The organism is Actinomadura viridis (assembly GCF_015751755.1).
GTDB classification, from domain to species: Bacteria; Actinomycetota; Actinomycetes; order Streptosporangiales; family Streptosporangiaceae; genus Spirillospora; species Spirillospora viridis.
This window is the reverse complement of sequence record NZ_JADOUA010000001.1, coordinates 4,296,787-4,311,453: the sequence shown is the minus strand read 5'-3', so window position 1 is coordinate 4,311,453 and position 14,667 is coordinate 4,296,787. Positions and strand designations below refer to the sequence as shown.

25 protein-coding genes are annotated in these 14,667 nt (G+C 65.7%); 13 read left to right on the top strand and 12 right to left on the bottom strand.

What is annotated here, in order from left to right; translation table 11 throughout:
- The first annotated feature begins 80 nt into the window (after positions 1 to 80).
- The 5 genes from IW256_RS19695 to IW256_RS19675 all read left to right on the top strand — a co-directional run bounded on the left by IW256_RS19695 (position 81) and on the right by IW256_RS19675 (position 3,230).
- Entirely contained in the window at positions 81 to 659 is a 579-nt protein-coding gene (locus IW256_RS19695; protein WP_197012379.1) for a DUF6879 family protein, read from the top strand.
- Positions 631 to 843, top strand: coding sequence for a DUF397 domain-containing protein (locus tag IW256_RS19690; protein ID WP_197012378.1), 213 nt, complete (start codon positions 631 to 633; stop codon positions 841 to 843). The genes IW256_RS19695 and IW256_RS19690 overlap by 29 nt, the downstream gene beginning before the upstream one ends.
- Positions 840 to 1,481, top strand: a complete 642-nt coding sequence (locus tag IW256_RS19685; RefSeq protein ID WP_307828967.1) for an HD domain-containing protein — start codon at positions 840 to 842, stop codon at positions 1,479 to 1,481. The genes IW256_RS19690 and IW256_RS19685 overlap by 4 nt, the downstream gene beginning before the upstream one ends.
- Before the next feature lie 346 nt (positions 1,482 to 1,827).
- A complete protein-coding gene (locus IW256_RS19680) occupies positions 1,828 to 2,619 on the top strand; it encodes a helix-turn-helix domain-containing protein (protein WP_197012377.1) in 792 nt (263 codons plus the stop codon).
- Positions 2,616 to 3,230 carry a hypothetical protein gene (locus IW256_RS19675; RefSeq protein ID WP_197012376.1) on the top strand — a complete coding sequence of 205 codons (615 nt, stop codon included), beginning with the start codon at positions 2,616 to 2,618 and terminating at the stop codon, positions 3,228 to 3,230. Before IW256_RS19680 ends, IW256_RS19675 begins: the two co-directional genes overlap by 4 nt.
- A 21-nt stretch (positions 3,231 to 3,251) precedes the next feature.
- Here the strand turns inward: IW256_RS19675 and IW256_RS19670 are convergent, their stop codons facing one another.
- Positions 3,252 to 3,458 carry a hypothetical protein gene (locus IW256_RS19670; RefSeq protein WP_197012375.1) on the bottom strand — a complete coding sequence of 69 codons (207 nt, stop codon included), beginning with the start codon at positions 3,456 to 3,458 and terminating at the stop codon, positions 3,252 to 3,254.
- 1,704 nt (positions 3,459 to 5,162) lie between these two features.
- Here IW256_RS19670 and IW256_RS19665 point away from each other — a divergent pair.
- The 3 genes from IW256_RS19665 (at position 5,163) to IW256_RS19655 (ending at position 6,189) form a co-directional block, all read left to right on the top strand.
- Positions 5,163 to 5,342 (top strand): hypothetical protein, encoded by a 180-nt coding sequence (locus IW256_RS19665; RefSeq protein ID WP_197012374.1) that lies wholly within the window; start codon positions 5,163 to 5,165, stop codon positions 5,340 to 5,342.
- Between the two features lie 173 nt (positions 5,343 to 5,515).
- Positions 5,516 to 5,731 (top strand): type II toxin-antitoxin system HicA family toxin, encoded by a 216-nt coding sequence (locus tag IW256_RS19660; RefSeq protein WP_197012373.1) that lies wholly within the window; start codon positions 5,516 to 5,518, stop codon positions 5,729 to 5,731.
- Complete coding sequence (locus tag IW256_RS19655) at positions 5,728 to 6,189, top strand: hypothetical protein (protein ID WP_197012372.1); 462 nt, start codon at positions 5,728 to 5,730, stop codon at positions 6,187 to 6,189. Before IW256_RS19660 ends, IW256_RS19655 begins: the two co-directional genes overlap by 4 nt.
- A gap of 68 nt (positions 6,190 to 6,257) precedes the next feature.
- Here the strand turns inward: IW256_RS19655 and IW256_RS19650 are convergent, their stop codons facing one another.
- Positions 6,258 to 6,887 carry an SHOCT domain-containing protein gene (locus IW256_RS19650; RefSeq protein ID WP_197012371.1) on the bottom strand — a complete coding sequence of 210 codons (630 nt, stop codon included), beginning with the start codon at positions 6,885 to 6,887 and terminating at the stop codon, positions 6,258 to 6,260.
- 777 nt (positions 6,888 to 7,664) lie between these two features.
- Between IW256_RS19650 and IW256_RS19645 the strand changes: the two genes are divergently transcribed.
- The 3 genes from IW256_RS19645 to IW256_RS19635 all read left to right on the top strand — a co-directional run bounded on the left by IW256_RS19645 (position 7,665) and on the right by IW256_RS19635 (position 9,725).
- Positions 7,665 to 8,453, top strand: coding sequence for a protein kinase domain-containing protein (locus IW256_RS19645; RefSeq protein ID WP_197012370.1), 789 nt, complete (start codon positions 7,665 to 7,667; stop codon positions 8,451 to 8,453).
- A 362-nt stretch (positions 8,454 to 8,815) separates the two neighbouring features.
- On the top strand, positions 8,816 to 9,286 hold the full coding sequence (locus IW256_RS19640; protein WP_197012369.1) for a Panacea domain-containing protein: 471 nt from the start codon (positions 8,816 to 8,818) through the stop codon (positions 9,284 to 9,286).
- Entirely contained in the window at positions 9,267 to 9,725 is a 459-nt protein-coding gene (locus IW256_RS19635; protein ID WP_197012368.1) for a hypothetical protein, read from the top strand. The genes IW256_RS19640 and IW256_RS19635 overlap by 20 nt, the downstream gene beginning before the upstream one ends.
- A gap of 104 nt (positions 9,726 to 9,829) precedes the next feature.
- Here IW256_RS19635 and IW256_RS19630 read toward each other — a convergent pair whose 3' ends face one another.
- Together IW256_RS19630 and IW256_RS19625 are read right to left on the bottom strand one after the other, a co-directional pair.
- Positions 9,830 to 10,087: a hypothetical protein gene (locus IW256_RS19630; RefSeq protein ID WP_197012367.1), complete on the bottom strand. Its 258-nt coding sequence runs from the start codon at positions 10,085 to 10,087 to the stop codon at positions 9,830 to 9,832.
- On the bottom strand, positions 10,084 to 10,371 hold the full coding sequence (locus IW256_RS19625; RefSeq protein WP_197012366.1) for a DUF6247 family protein: 288 nt from the start codon (positions 10,369 to 10,371) through the stop codon (positions 10,084 to 10,086). The genes IW256_RS19630 and IW256_RS19625 overlap by 4 nt, the downstream gene beginning before the upstream one ends.
- 221 nt (positions 10,372 to 10,592) lie before the next feature.
- Here IW256_RS19625 and IW256_RS19620 point away from each other — a divergent pair, with 221 nt between their 5' ends.
- Positions 10,593 to 11,039: a lamin tail domain-containing protein gene (locus IW256_RS19620; protein WP_197012365.1), complete on the top strand. Its 447-nt coding sequence runs from the start codon at positions 10,593 to 10,595 to the stop codon at positions 11,037 to 11,039.
- 63 nt (positions 11,040 to 11,102) lie between these two features.
- On the opposite strand, the gene IW256_RS19615 is transcribed toward IW256_RS19620, so the two are convergent.
- The 8 genes from IW256_RS19615 to IW256_RS19580 form a co-directional block, all read right to left on the bottom strand.
- Positions 11,103 to 12,029 carry a hypothetical protein gene (locus tag IW256_RS19615; protein ID WP_197012364.1) on the bottom strand — a complete coding sequence of 309 codons (927 nt, stop codon included), beginning with the start codon at positions 12,027 to 12,029 and terminating at the stop codon, positions 11,103 to 11,105.
- A 240-nt stretch (positions 12,030 to 12,269) separates the two neighbouring features.
- Positions 12,270 to 12,524: a hypothetical protein gene (locus IW256_RS19610; protein ID WP_197012363.1), complete on the bottom strand. Its 255-nt coding sequence runs from the start codon at positions 12,522 to 12,524 to the stop codon at positions 12,270 to 12,272.
- Positions 12,521 to 12,790 carry a hypothetical protein gene (locus IW256_RS19605; RefSeq protein ID WP_197012362.1) on the bottom strand — a complete coding sequence of 90 codons (270 nt, stop codon included), beginning with the start codon at positions 12,788 to 12,790 and terminating at the stop codon, positions 12,521 to 12,523. The genes IW256_RS19610 and IW256_RS19605 overlap by 4 nt, the downstream gene beginning before the upstream one ends.
- Positions 12,787 to 12,984: a hypothetical protein gene (locus IW256_RS19600; RefSeq protein ID WP_197012361.1), complete on the bottom strand. Its 198-nt coding sequence runs from the start codon at positions 12,982 to 12,984 to the stop codon at positions 12,787 to 12,789. Before IW256_RS19600 ends, IW256_RS19605 begins: the two co-directional genes overlap by 4 nt.
- 5 nt (positions 12,985 to 12,989) lie before the next feature.
- Positions 12,990 to 13,232 (bottom strand): hypothetical protein, encoded by a 243-nt coding sequence (locus tag IW256_RS19595; RefSeq protein WP_197012360.1) that lies wholly within the window; start codon positions 13,230 to 13,232, stop codon positions 12,990 to 12,992.
- An 11-nt stretch (positions 13,233 to 13,243) separates the two neighbouring features.
- Positions 13,244 to 13,471, bottom strand: coding sequence for a hypothetical protein (locus IW256_RS19590; RefSeq protein WP_197012359.1), 228 nt, complete (start codon positions 13,469 to 13,471; stop codon positions 13,244 to 13,246).
- A gap of 78 nt (positions 13,472 to 13,549) precedes the next feature.
- Positions 13,550 to 13,846, bottom strand: coding sequence for a hypothetical protein (locus IW256_RS19585; protein WP_197012358.1), 297 nt, complete (start codon positions 13,844 to 13,846; stop codon positions 13,550 to 13,552).
- A 75-nt stretch (positions 13,847 to 13,921) separates the two neighbouring features.
- Complete coding sequence (locus tag IW256_RS19580; RefSeq protein WP_197012357.1) at positions 13,922 to 14,167, bottom strand: hypothetical protein; 246 nt, start codon at positions 14,165 to 14,167, stop codon at positions 13,922 to 13,924.
- 101 nt (positions 14,168 to 14,268) lie between these two features.
- Here IW256_RS19580 and IW256_RS19575 point away from each other — a divergent pair, with 101 nt between their 5' ends.
- A complete protein-coding gene (locus tag IW256_RS19575) occupies positions 14,269 to 14,559 on the top strand; it encodes a hypothetical protein (RefSeq protein WP_197012356.1) in 291 nt (96 codons plus the stop codon).
- Positions 14,560 to 14,667: the final 108 nt, after the last annotated feature.

Here is a 14,667-nt window from a genome sequence, read left to right as displayed (position 1 = left end):
TAGTCGCGTAAAGAGTCTTCCCCCAGGTTGCCGGACGGGCTAGCGTTGCAGGAGTCCCCACGCTCTCTGAAGGCACAGTGATGGCACGTCTCTCTCCTGACGAGTTCGCAGCGCGGTTCCGTGGCGCCTTCGCGCAGTCGGCCTACCGGCTCGAGCAGTTCGACCACTACGTGGCATCCAATGAGGTTGAGCCGTTCCGGATCTTCCTCTCCGGCCGCCAGCCCGACGCGACATGGCGGGAGCCATGGAAGGCCTTCGTTGAATCAGTCCTTGCAGAGGGGCGGACCATGGCCCGCGTCCACGTCGTCACTGAGCCCTTGACCGACTATGCGGCTTTTGAGATCACCTGCGTGTATCCGGCCAATGTCGAGGCGGGCGAGGACGTACGAATCCTGCCACGTCACGCCGCTGCCGGCCTGGACCTACCCGCGAAGGACTACTGGCTGCTGGACTCCGCCCGTGTGGCGGTCATGGACTATGACGCCGACGGCAACTGGCTCAGCGTGGATGTCACCGACGAGCCCGACATCGTGGAGCACAGCTGCCGAGCAAGGGACACGGCGATGGCTGCGGCCACCCCACTGAACACCTACCTCGCCCAGATCAAAGAATCAACGGAGGAACTAGGCCATGGACGTCCGCACCGTCGAGCTTCTTAGGAACGCTACTTTCCGAAAGTCGGACAAGAGCGGTGATATCGGCTGCGTCGAGGTGGCTTTCCTCGAGGACACCGCTGGCGTTCGGGACACCTACGACCGAGGCGGCCCGATCCTTGCCTTCAAGGCAAGTGAGTGGATCCAGTTCACCACAGCAGTTAAGAACGGCGACCACGACCTGCCGTGACACAGACCGGTGCGGAGAAAGACGGGGCATCCATAGAAGGAGCCCAGGCGATCGTCGCGTTCGCCTACGAGGCCGGCTTCCTAAAGCGGCTCCCGCGGGCAGGATGGCAACTCGCAGGCGTCGCAAGCCCGGAGTCTGTAGCCGAGCACAGTTTTCGTGTGGGCGTCTTGGCCTACGTGATCGCGGTCCAAGAGGGCGGGAACCCTGACCGGGCGGCCACGCTCGGGCTGTTCCATGACCTGCCGGAGACCAGGACCAGCGACATTGCGTCTGTTGGCAAGCGGTACGTAACGAGCGCCGACCCGTTGGCCGTGGCGGAGGACCAGGTCGCAGGGCTTCCGGGTGTTCTGGCCCAGCACATCGTGGCTCTCGTCCAGGAGCACGAGTCGGCGAAGACCCCTGCGGCCACACTAGAGGCTAAATGCAGCAGGGACGCTGACAAGCTCGAGTGCCTGCTCCAGGCGCGAGAGTACGAGGCAGCCGGCAACACGCAGGTCGAGCCGTGGATCACCACAATGGTGGACTCGGTGAGCACTGAGACGGGGAGGCGCCTTGCGGCGTTGGCCCAGCAGTTGCCGCCGCGCGTGTGGTGGGACCGCTTCGCCCAGTCCTATGGACTGACCGAGCTTCGGACGTGATCTTAAATGCATAAGCGCTGGCAGGGGGAGGCGGCCAGGCTGGCTCGGCTGGTGTGCACGTTGCACGCCAGGAATGAGCGTTGCGCATTTAGTGTGCCCGTTGCACGTGATATGTGCGGCCGAAAAACGGTGTGTCGGGTCGGCCTTTGAAGGCGCTTTGCATTAGCGTGAGAAACGACAAAGTCCCAGCCGTGGAGGGCCGGGACTTGTCTGAAGTCGGAGATCTGCACCACCGCGCAGTCACCCTGTAGCTGGTGATGACTGTAGCAAGTTGTTGAGTCCTACGGTAGGACTTCCACGGTGTGGCGCCGGTCTCCGTTCGCAATGCGAGGCCAGGAGGCGTCCTGTGGGCAAGGCCCCAGAAGATCGAGGGTTCAAGTTCGAGTGGGAGCGGAAGGTTGCCGAGTGCCGGCTTGGCGCAGCAACCAAGAGCGTCGCTGCCTGGCTCAGCCACCACGCCAACAGCAATGGCACTAACGCCCATCCCGGCCTTCGGCGACTGGTTCATGAGACCGAGCTCAGCGAGCGGACGGTCCGCCGTTGCCTGGAGCAACTCCGAGAGATCGGCCTCATCGTTCGGACGCTCAAGGGTTCCACCGCGGCAAAACGAAACTTCGCCGACGCGTACGACCTGGCGATACCCGCAGACCTTGAGGCACGAGTCCGGCTCGAGAGCAAGCCCGACAGCCGCCGGACGGGACGCGGACGCGGTGGTATGGCCAACCATGTCCGCTGGCACGACCAGCGAGGCAAGTTCGAGCCCTCGTGCATCCACTGTGCTGAGGCGCAGGAGCAGTTCGGGCCGCCCCGAGGCGCACCTCGCGACGGAGCCACACCGCTCCGACCACCGGCCAAACGGACTCCGACCACCGGTCAGACGGATCCCGACCACCGGTCCGTAGAGCAGTACCACCAAGCCTCAACCACCAAGCCTTCTCAACACCACGCCGCGCGTCCGAGCGCGGGCGCACGAGCAAGCTCGCGCGCCGCGAGCAGCTTCGCCGCCTACGACTTCATCAACGAGAGCGTTGGGGGACTCGATCCCGTAGAGGCGTCAACAACGGATGCCATGCTCGCCGATGGGGCGGAACCGAAAGCGGTCATCAACAGGATCAGGAAGATGCGGGAGGCGGCATGAATGGCGCTGAGTGGGGTGCTTTGGTCATAGGCGGCGTGGGCGCTGCTACTGGCATTGGCAGTCTGGTGGTGGCCACAGTTGCAGTTCGGTATGCGAAGCGTTCAGCTCACCATGCTGGTCGTTCTGCGCTTCACGCCGGGGAGTCCGCAGCCGAGGCGCGGCACCTACGTGAGATTGAGGCTGATCGGCGTGCCGAGGAGAAGGAGTACCGCCATGAGGAGCTTGCTCCCAACCTGCCTAGTGCGATCGATGCCGCGTTCAAGAGGGATGTGAACGGGGGCGCCCTCTATGGCTCGATCACACTGGATCGGCAGTACAGAGTGCGTGCCTTTGGCTGTGCCGGGGAGTCCCTGACCGAGCTGGCGCTCTCTAGTATCACGCCGCTGAATGAGGCGATGGAGTTCGTAATCGAGGCGTGGGCGCCCGGCCAGGTGAGGCCGCGCCTCGTGGAGATCATCTTCAAGTTTTGGCCGCCAGTTGAGGGCTCTGGCCACCAGCAGGTGTGGAGTTGTGGGTGTGGCCGGCCCAACGGGGACTCCCTGGGGGGCGACGGCCACTGGGAGCGGCGGGTCAAGGTGAGCTATTACAGCCCCGAGAACAACGTGTGGTGATCCGCTGGCGGTGTCCTGCGGTTAGGTCTTGAGTCCACGCATCTCCCAGTCTCGGAGGTTCTTGGAGCTGAGTTGGCCAGCCTGGACGGTGGCGGTAACGAGGGCGAGGGCGGCATGGACTTGCGCCCGGTGAAGCCGGTTGGTGTTCGCGGGGTCGTTCTTGTTGCGGTTGACCTTGTCGAGAAGCCGCTCAGCCTCTGCGTAGTGTTCGGGGCCGGTCATCGCCACAGGGAGAGCCTTTCAGAAGGGGCTTGTTCAGGTCTCAATTTGCTGAGTTCCGGTCGGCGTTGGCAGTGATGGCTTGGGCGAGGGCGACGATGGCCCACGCGTTGGCCAGTTGGGCGTATACGGCCGGGTCAAGGTTGTCGGGCGGGTTGTTAGGTGAAGCAGCGAGGACGGCGAACCGCGACTTCGTAGACGGCTGCGTCGACTTTTTCGGAGGGCATTCTCACCTCGTACGTTCGGAGGTTGGTGATGGGGTGGGCGTGGTCGGCTGGGGCTTGGAGGGGGTGGGCTGGCCCGGTACGGGCTTTGGGAGGCCGGTTACACAGGAGTCAACGAAGAACTGGCGAACCTGGGCCTCCCATTTAGCAGTTTGAGTTCCAGCTACGTCATTTGGAAGATCTTTATCGGCCAGAGCGTCGTATGCGGCGTTGCAGCGCCTTGCATCGACCTTGGTGCCCTGGCTGGCGAGGAGATTGTGCGTTTCGACCCCGCGGCCGGCGACCTTGCGGAGGTAGCCGATGCGTTCGTTGTAGTCGGCGTACGAGCACGCGGTGGTGGTGAGTACGACGGCGGCCAGGGCTGCGAGGGGAGCGGGTCTCGTCACGAGAATGAGCGTGCCCGAGCGCCTGCTTCGACGCCCGGTGGTTGCCGGTTGCGGCAACGGGGTTGACGGCCGGCGCACCGTGGCGTGGCGGGGGAGGGCGAGTTGGGTGGCTCGTGGGGGACCGCTGCGTGGTTGGGCTTCGCGGCGGGCTCGTGGCTGGTAGCGGCCGTGCCAGGGGAGGCCACGTGTGCCTCGGAGGCCTCACCCACGTCCTGAAGCTCTGATTTCGCCTGTGCCGCAATGAAGGCCCGTGACCCTAGGTGCGTACTAGGGTCACGGGTCTTCGTCGCTCGTGATCGATTCTGGGGTCGTCTACGGCCATCGTCGACGATCGACTCCGCCCGTGTTTGCGGTCGAGCCTCGCGTGTGCGCGTGGCTGCGCGCGGGCCCGCGCGCGATGGGGCTCCGGGGTAAGGGGATCAGGGGAAAGGGGAGACGTTAACAACTACCTATACGTTCCCCTTTCCCCTGGGAAGGGTCGGGCGAAGGGTTCCGGCAACCCCTAGCGGAAGGGTTCCGGTAACCCTTCCACCAACCCTCCCACGCACCTACCTCCACGTGCGCTGACCTGCACGGATGCTCGGCGGCCGGGTCGGCGTCGGGCGGTCGCTGGCCGGGCCGGCGCGGCCGTGTTGGAGGCGGAGGCGTCGTGCCGCTGCTGGCTGGCGTTTCGTGGCCGGCTCCTGCCGCGGCGAGGGTTCTGCGGGGGTGCCGATCAGGGTTGCGGACCGGGTTCCGGGAGGGGTTCCCGGAAGGGTTCAGCTAAGGGTTAGCGGAACCCTTAGAAAGCGCCCTGACCTGCGAGGACGTTCCGGCGTGCGGGCTTTGGTCGACGCGCCTGCCGCGGCATCCCGGAGGCGGTGGGCGGAGTCGAACCTGGTCGAGGGGTGTGCCGAGCCGTTCAGTGCCGTGGTCGGTGCTGCGCTGCCGAGCTGGTGAGGGCTCCAGACGGGGTTGCTGAGGGGGTTCGGCTAACCCTTACGAGAAGGGTTCGGGAGGTCTGGGCGCCGGGCGTGGCGGGGCCGGGTGGAGCGCCTTACCCGCGGGCCAGTCCGCCCTGCGAAGCCCCCTTCGTGGGCTGCGCGGGTGCTTACGGTCCAGCTATGACGACCTCAGTAGATGCCGATGAGCCGCAGTGGATGTACCGCTTCGTGGAGACCGGCGCGCAGGCCGGGGAGCCGGAGGAGCTCTACGAACTGGGGAAGGACGGGTGGGAGGCGGTTGGGATCGCGCCGGCGGGCGAGCGGTGGGTGACCGTCCTGCTGAAGAAGCGGCGCCGGTAGCCGGGGCCGGGCGTAGGCGGGGTGGTTGCCGGATGCGGCCACCGCCACTACGGAGTGTTGATTGTTGGCATGCTGGGCGTAGCAGCGCGGTAAATATTCGCGGTGTTATGCCTGCTCAGAGGGGATTTGCCCGAGTCGCAGGTTGACGTCTAGGGGGGCTAGATTTAGCCTCTATGCCGAAGGGTATGAAGAGGCGAGAGGTCATCCGGGCCCTCAAGGAGAACGGCTGTGAGCTGGACCGGAACGCCAGCCGCGGCCCTCACGAAAAGTGGGTCTGCGGCTGCGGGAAGCACATCGTGATCATCCCGCGCCACAGGATGATCTCGCCTGGTGTCGTCGGCGACACCGAAAAACGCCTGGAGTGTCTCGCAGAGGGGTGGCTGCATTGAGACCGTCCGTCTTCAGGGTGGTAGCCAAACGCTGGGACTGCGGTTGGGAACTGCACATCGAGGACGTTGGGGTCACCCAGGTGAAAAGGCTCAACAACGCCGAGGAAACGGTCCGCGACTACATCGCGCTAGACCGAGACCTGGACCCGGACTCGTTCGATGTGGAGATAACCCCGGACGTGGGTGAAGAGCTCGGCCGTGGCATCGCTGAAGCGAAGAGAGCCACGGCCGATGCCGAGCGGGCCCAGGAGCGTGCCGCGAAGAAGAACCGCAGGGTTGCTGGCCTGTTGCGGCAGGCGGGGCTGAGTGGGCGAGAGATTGCTCTGGTTTTGATGGTGTCGCCTCAACGTGTGTCCCAGTTGCTTTCGCCTGGGGACAAGTCGGGGCTGCTGCGACGATATGGAGGGCGTGATGCTGGTCGTGAGGAGGTGCCGGGGGATAAGCGGCGCCTAGCGTGAGAGCTGGGCCGTGCTGCTGTTGCTGACGCCCGCCCCTTGCTTGGGGCGGGCGTTGCGTTTGCCGCGGGTTAGATGCGGTCGAGCAGGTCCTTCTTCTTGGCCTCGAACTCCTCAGGCGTGACGACGCCGGCGTCGCGGAGCTCTCCGAGCTTCTTGAGCATCTCCATGACCTGATCTGCGGTGTACGCCTGCTGCCCGGCCGCGGCCGGCGGGGTCCCCGCGGGCGTGTACTGCGGTGGCGGCGCGGACGGCATCCCCGCGGCTGGCGGCGCGGCGGGCACCGGGCCGGTCGCCTCGTAGCGGTGGACGTTGAGGTTCTGCTGCTCGGCGACCTGCCGCTGATGCGCCGCGGCCCGCACCTGGTGCACCGTCTGGTTGATCAGGTCCCGGACCCTGACCGGGTCGGGGATCGAGTCGAACACCGCAGTCTCGTGGCGCCCGTCCGGCCGGACGATGTGGACCATCAGGTTCCCGACCTTGCGGGTTTTCTGGACCAGTGACTGGGCGACGTCGACGTCCTGGACGTTGATGAGGGGCACCTGCTCGAGCTTGGTGCCGGTGATCCCGCCTGTCTCGAAGTACAGGTAGTGGGTGGTGAGCCGGTAGTGGAGGGTGAACCGGCCGCCGGTGGCTTTGGCGGTGACGTTCTGGGACTCGCCTTCCCAGATGGTGTGTTCTTCGCCGGAGTGGATGGTCAAGTGGCCCGCGCTCTCGTGGTTGGCGTGTGGTGTCGGCGAAGGTTCGACGTCGTGGCCCGAGGTTGGGTTGGCCGCCGTCCGGTTGCGGCCACAGCGCCCAAGCGGCTTTTCGGGGCAGCCTTTAACGCTATTGCGACCCGACAATGTGAGTGGGTGGTCACCTTCAGCATGCCGGAGATGTCTTAATTCGTGACCGATTCATCCCGCAATGACAGGCTATTTACGGGATAGGTTGAATCTCAGTCGATGTCGCTACACCCCGTGTCGGGTAGAGGATTTTCTCCCGCAGCGCGCCAGGTCTGAGCTCCGTGGATAGGGAATTTTGCACTGATGGCCGGGCGAATACATGGATCTGCCGACGCGCGGGGGCAGGTTGACGAGAAAATAACCTGCAGGATGGCCGCGAGGCTTCGGTATCGACCTGGCTGAAGCCTGCGTGCTGTACGGCACAACGAGAGAGGATCAAGCACTCCCGGCGTCCGGCGACGCCGAGGCGGTCGTCGCGCCCACCTGCAGGTACGGGCGGACGATCGGCGCGGACCCGTGCGCCCCGAGTGGGCGTCGGCACAGGTCAGGCGCTTCGGCAACACCCATCAATGCCGAGGGCCGCCCCCACCGCACCGCTGCAGGCCAGTGGTTGGAGGCGGCCCTCTCCAAGTACCCCCCTGACGGAGGGCGGATGCATACAACAGCCTACGCGATATTCCCTGAGAATGTCGTGGTCCTTGACGGATACAAGCGCCCTATTCTCGGCGCGGTAGATGGATCTCACTGCCCATGAGTGCCGATCTTCCGCAGACCTTTGGTCGCTATCAGGTGATCAAGCTGCTTGGCAGTGGCATGCAGGGCGAGACGTTCCTCGCGGATGATGGATCCGGGCGCGAGGTAGCGATCAAGACGATCCATTCCAGCCAGGTGGGCCAGAGCAAGACTCATCGCGCTCTGGATAAGGAAGTGGTTGCTCTCAGCGCCGTCAACCCGGCATTCGTCCCGAAGTTCATCGAGTCGAACTCGACAGGCGAGCGGCCGTACTACGTGATGGAGTACATCCAGGGCACTACCGTCGACGGCTTGATCGCCGAACGCGGGCAGCTGACTGACGTTCAGGTCCAACGCCTGGCCATACGGCTCGCCGCGAGCCTGGTGGCGATGCACTCGGTCGGTGTTGCACACGGCGACTTCCGCGGACAGAACCTGATCGTAGGCACCGACGGAGGGATCTATGTCCTGGACTTCGGCCGGGCCGAACTGCGTACGGATTCGCGACATGAGTTCTACAAGCGGCGGCAGAGTGACCTGCGGCAGTTCGGAGAGCTGATCGTCCGGGCACGCAACGGGCGCGGCCCGTTCGGTGAGGATTCCTCGCTGGCGATAGAGAGGTACAACGAGGGGCGCCCGGACCTGGGGGCGTTGTCAGGGAGGACCAGGCACGTTGCCGCAGAGTTGTTGCGGCGGCATCCGATGCGGCGTGGTCCGGACGCCAAGCGGGTCTATCGGGTGCTGCTCTATGGCCGGCGGGCGCGTCGCCGGGTCTGGTTGGGGACGCCGTCCTCCCTGTCGGAGTGATCGCGCATCGCCAGGCGTTCTCGTCCGCAGCATCAGTTGCGGTGGTGTCCCGACACGCTCCCCGGAGAGCGTGGCGGGCTGGCGTTGGTGACGTGCTCTGCGCCCAGCTGGTTGGCGTGGCGTCCACGTGCGGCCACTGTGCGTGCCGGATGTCTGATGCGGGAGAGAAGCTGGGAACGTCTTCAGCGGGGTCCTCGGGTGAAGGTTCGGTCAAGTCACACTCAGGACCCCGCGGCGGCGCGTAGTCATGTGTCGCAGCTCCAGGCACGATCGGAAACGTTACGAACTGGTGAGGACCGGCCATGCCCATACGCTCGCCCAAACGGGTACGTATGTCAGGGAGGGAAGGAGGGGACAGGCCGATGGCAGCGATCAATGATGTCGCCGCGTACATCCTGCGGGCTCGCGGGCCGATGTCGGCGATGAAGCTGCAGAAGCTCTGCTACTACGCCTACGGCTACCACCTGGCGTGGGAAGAGCGTCCCCTGTTCCCGGAGCGGTTCGAGGCGTGGGCGAACGGGCCCGTGTCCCCGCGCCTGTACCGGTGCCACCGCGGGTGTTTCCAGCTCAGCGCCGGCGACATCCCAGGCGACCCGGCCGCGCTCGACGAAGGGGAGCAGGAGTCGGTTGACATGGTCCTGGCGGGCCTCGGCGACTACACCGCGCACCAGTTGTCGACGATGACGCACAACGAGGCGCCGTGGGTGAACGCCCGCAAGCGTGCTGGCGCGGTGCTGCTCGAGCGGAGCAGCGAGGAACTGCTCGACGAGGAGATCTTCGAGTTCTTCGACGCCCTCACTGCGGCGAACGCCGATGGCGAAGAAGAAGTCTAAGAAGCACGTCTCCACCCCCGAGATCAAGACGAAGGAAGTTCCGCGGCGCAGCGTGCTGCCGGGGGCGGAGACGTCGGATGAGCGGATCTGCTGGCGGTTCTGCCATGTCGACCATGAGGGCCCGTGGGGGTTCGGGCACGTCGATGGCGAGACGCTGTGCTGGCTGATGGGCCGGCTCGGGCAGTTCGAGACGATGAAGATCAATGAGATCTTCAACAACAGCGACTACCCGGGCAAGCACTATGAGGTCGAGTCCATCCCGACATCGGAAGCGCTGGGGCGGCTCACCGAGCTGCAGCTGGGTGACATGACGAAGATCTCGTGTCTTCGGCTGCAGGGTGAGCCACGCCTGTACGGCTTCTTACTGGGGAACGTCTTCCATGTTGTGTGGTGGGATCCCAAGCACGAGGTGTGGCCGAGCAAGCTCAAGCACACGTGAGTAGGGGCCAGCTCTCCGGGGATACGCGGTCACGGCTGGCGGGTAGCAGCGGCCAGAGCGTCCCTACCGCAGAGCCGCCGCCTGGTCATTGGCCATGATGCAACTCATCCGAGCCAGGTGACGCCGTGCACGGTAACGGTCCTGGCCTGGTCATCGATACGGATGTGAACGACACCGTCCCCAAGATCGAACAAGGCGAACCGGAACGCCTCGTCATTCTCAGAGCGGTCTGCTTGGGTTTGCCCCCATGGGTCCCTGAGTACAGCTACGAGCGTGTCCCAAAGTGCCTTGCCAGCGCGTTCGGGGAGGCCGCGTACTTCAGCAGCGCCTTTGGCGTGCCAGACCGGCTCGTAGGCGCTCACGCCTTGAGGTGGGGGAAGGCCTCATCCATGGGAACATACTGGCCGACGCCGTGGCGTACGTCCTCGTAACGCTGCTGAAAGTCTGGCTTGGAATAAGCGGCGGTCAGCAGGCGCCAGGTCTGTAGGAGGTCCTGGAGAGCTCGGTAGCCAGCGAAGTCGTGGGCGGCGTCGACAGCCGCATGATATTCAGCGAGAAACTTGGCGCGTGCAGCCTCGGGGAGCTGGTCGTGGATGACCTGGGGGTCGCGCGGGTCCGGCTCCTGGTGCACGGGCTGGGCGCTCATGGGCCGAGTCTATGCACCTTAAGGTTTCGCTGCTCAAGGGTTCGCAACACTTTATGTGTCCCGCACGCGGCACGGCCGATGCGTGGGGCGGCGACCCGGCACGCGACGCTGGATGAGGTCGTGTGGTTCACGCCCGGTCCCGCAGTGGCCATCACCGTCTGCTACCCGCGAGTCGCTGATAGACCAGTGCTCCCACCCACAACAGGAGAGAGGCAACGGGGTTGAGACGACTCATCGTCACGGGGGCAGCCGCCGCAGTCGCGGCCGGCGGTATCGGACTCGCCGCGGCGCCGGCGGAAGCTGCCAGCGCGGTCCAGATCTACCGGGTCTACTACAACAGCCCGGGCTCGGACACCGGCTCTAACAAGAGCCTGAACGCCGAATGGGTCCAGTTGTTCAACACGTCCAAGACGTCCAGGCAGCTCAAGGGGTACAAGCTGCGGGACAAGACCGGGTACACGTACACGTTCGGGGCGGTCACCCTGGGCGGGCGCAAGTCCGTGTACGTCCACACCGGTAAGGGCTCCAACAGCGCCGGCCACCGGTACTGGGGAAGGTCCTGGTACGTGTGGAACAACACGGGCGACACCGCCTACCTCCGCTACCCGAACGGGACGGCTGCGGACTCGTGCTCGTGGGGCAGGAGCGGCTCAAGTCGGTACTGCTGACCAGACGTTGAAAGCAGGAGGCCCCGCTCCCCAGCCAGGGGGGAGCGGGGCCTTCCCTGCGTCTCAGGAGCCAGCGGGCGCGAGTGCCTTGCTGCGGTGATGGTCGAAGAACCCGCGGCTCTCCTCCCCGAACGCCGCACACAGCCGCCCCTCAAGGAGACTGGCCGCCGCCACTAGGTCCACGGGCGCTTCGGCAGGAACGGACACGCGAATGACGCCATCGGTATCGACGTGGACGAACCCGTACTCGAAAAGGGCGTCGCAGCCCATCACGCACGCGGGCATGATGTTGGCCATGGTGCGGCGTTCCTCGTGGGTCGCGTCCGCGCGACGCTTGATGTGCGCGGCTACCAGCAGACGGAGAGGGAACGTCCGCCCGCACAGGCTGCACGCCGCGACGGTTTTGCCCGCGAACAAGTGCTTGCGGATCCGCTTCTGCTCCTTGCGGACTAGGGCGGTCCGGACGGCGTCGGTGGGGCCGTCTACGTCCAGCACACCCGCAGGCCCCGCTCCTTCGTCGTCCTGATCGGTGTCGGTGGTGGCTTGCTCGGCGATCTGTAGCAGTGCGCCCTGACCGGCCAGGACGGGCACACCCTGCTTGTTCGCCGACATTCGCAGCGCTTCCATCACGTCGGGGGTGAGGGAGGTTCCCTGGACGTGGTCGCGGTCGTCGAGGATCTCCATACGGACCCGTTCGGGGTACACGTCGTCGGGCCACACCTGGGTGCTGGCGATATACCAGGGCTGAGTGATCCGGGCGACGACGATTCGGACCAGTGTGGCGCTGGCCCACCCGTTGGCGGCGACTCGGCTAGACGGGCCGCGGTGCCCGAACAGCAGGTAGTCACCCACTTGAAGGGATTGCGCGACGGCTCGGGCGCCAGCACGGTCAAGGGCAGAGGTACGCCAGCCCCAGATGCCCTGGTTGATGCCGATATTGAAGTTGGCTGCGGAGGGCCGGGGGACGTACACGCAGGCCGGGATGTTCACGGGGGGCTCCTCACTGAGACTCTCGCGGGGGGAGTGGAGTGGGTGTCGTGGCCCTCGAGCGGGTGAGGCTGGAGAGGCTGTGACGGTGTCGAACTCATCATGGAGCGAGGGTGTGACAGTTCGGGCGAGTGTTGAGGGGTAGAGATCTACGTCATCCGCTGACTGGCCGCTGTAACGCCGAGGACCCCACTCCCTGCAGGGGTGGGGTCCTGTGCGCTTCTGTGATCCCGCGCCGAGGAGTCACACGATGCTCTGGGCGCCGATGACCTCGCCAGCCTTGTTCTTGGCGACGATGCGGACCTCCGACCACGTGAGCGCGTTGCGGAGCCCGTTTGCCGCGACCCAGGCCTCGTGGTGGTCGGTGTACCAGTGGTCGCCGCCGTGGACCATCGTGTCGATGCCGTTGGGGGACGGCTGGCGGGGGACCCAGGCGCGGCCATCTCTGGAGGACTGGACCTGGAAGGCGGCAGCGTCACGGATCTCCTGGCCGGTCACGGCTTCTCCTCGGCTTCCGGGTCGTCGGTGAGGTGCTCGGCATCCTGCTTAAGGGCCTCCAGCGCGGTGAGCCGCTCCAGCAGATCGACAGCGCAGTGGACTGCCCGCCGGGCATCGCCCGCAGAGGGGACCTTCGTCTCACAGAAGTCGGACACCATCCGGTCGACGAGGCTCTTGAGGTAGTTGGCCTCGCGGGCGGCATTGTCGTGGTGGCGCTTGACCGCAGCGCGGTAGCCGCGGACAGCGAGGGGGTCGGGTGCGGTCACGGGCTTTTCTCCAGTTCGGTCAGGTACCAGCTCAGCTCGGCCTGTGCCTTCTTCAGCACCCTGATCGTGCCGGGGTTGTGCGGGAGGGGCGCCTTGATGGCGCGGGCTGCCGTGTCCAAAGCGTCGCGGGCGCGCAGGTACCCGGAGATGATTCGGTCCTGCCGGGCCTGCTCGGAGAACATGGATTGCGACATGTGCTTCACTCCCCGGCGGTCTCGACGTAGCGGGCGACTGCGGTCAGCCCCTTGCGGGAGACCGTCACCGGAGCGATGTGGCCCTCGAGACGCAGTCGCAACGGCACGGACAGGGTGCTGATCGAGGTGATTCCGGTGACCAGCTCGAGCCGGCCGCCGTACAGGACGAGGTCGCCTTCGGTGACGTCCTCCCAGCGGACGATCTGGTCGACGGTCTCGCAGCGGGTCTTGGTCGTGGTGTCGGCCATGCCGGGACTCCTTACTGTTCGGTGCGGCAGCGGTCTGCGTGTAGGAACGCCAGCGTGAACCGCTCGTAGTCGCGGGCGTCTACGGCTTCGGCGTCCTGGAGTTGGCGCAGGGCATCGAGGCGTTCGATGCGCACAGGCCCGTGGACGTCGCCGTATGGGTCGTGGCCGGTCTTGCGGGTTTGGTCGACGACGGTGACGAACCGGGCGGGGGACCCGTGCTCGCAGGGTGCGGGTCGCATCGATTGCTCCTCTAGCGGTTGGTCTGGCCTCCAGTGAGGCGCTCCACTACGGGGCGAGTGGAGCGCCCAGACAGGGCGTCAGCAGAAGTCATGACGGACAAACAGCACACCGCGCTCAATCCACTCGCCGCGCTCGGGGCGGGGACGGCGAAGGTTGCGGCGACCAGAGTCGGTCGGGCCGAGGTCTGCTACGAAGTCGGCGGGCGCGTACTCGACGCCGTGCTCGGCGAAGATCTTGTGCCCCTGCAGCATCGCCTCCCACTCGGCGAAGCTGTTCACGCCATCGGGGGCTTTCGCGGTGAAGTGGCCAGCAGCCCATTTGCCGATGTGGCCAGCCTCGTTGTCGGGACTGTCGAGGTAGTAGTTCACGCTCATAAGGGCTCCTGTGATCTCGCGTGATCTGGTGTCCTGTCCCGCCCCTGACGCGGGGTTCTGGGGCGAGGCGGGGCGTCAGCGCCCCTTTGCGCGCAGCCAGGCGATGTCCGCGTGGGCGTCGGCGAGGGTGGACTGGCGGGCGTAGCGGCCGTTCCGCTCCCGCACCCAGTAGGCGTAGGCGCCGGTGCGGTAGACGACGTAGCCGTCGGCGGTGGTCCAGCAGGTGTCGGCGTGCAGGGTGGACGTGCCGATCAGCATCCTGCGGGGGATGAAGTCGTGCTGCTTGACCAGGGGGTGTGCGGTGCTGGTCATGGCGGTCATCTCGTCTCCATCGTTGTGGTTACCTATACAGTATAGGTAACCTATACATCATGCAAGTCTTCCGGATGAGAACCCGTCGACCCCACCTCTACGATCAGCGCATGGACGAGCGCGCCCAACGCATCCACGACGCCATCACCGAGATCACCCAGATCGAAGACCCCCAGGTCAGAGCCAAAGCTGCCACCGAAGCCCTCAAAGCCATCCACGAAGGGAACTCCACCCTTGCCGAGGCCAGACGAGACGGTGTCAAGGAACTCAGAGCCGCCGGCCTGAGCTACCGCGCCATTGGGCCACTCATCGGCGTCCACTTCAGCCGCGTCAAGCAACTCGAATCTGGGGAACCCACAGGAATCCACGCACGCCCTCGCAAAGAGAAGACAGGGGAGTAGCTGCCGCCGGGCCGCAGGGCGCGGGGTATTCGGCGGGACACTGCCGGCCCCGCGCCCTTCGTTCCAACCTCCGGCCCGAAGGGCGGGCGGGCTCCAGGCCCCCACCAA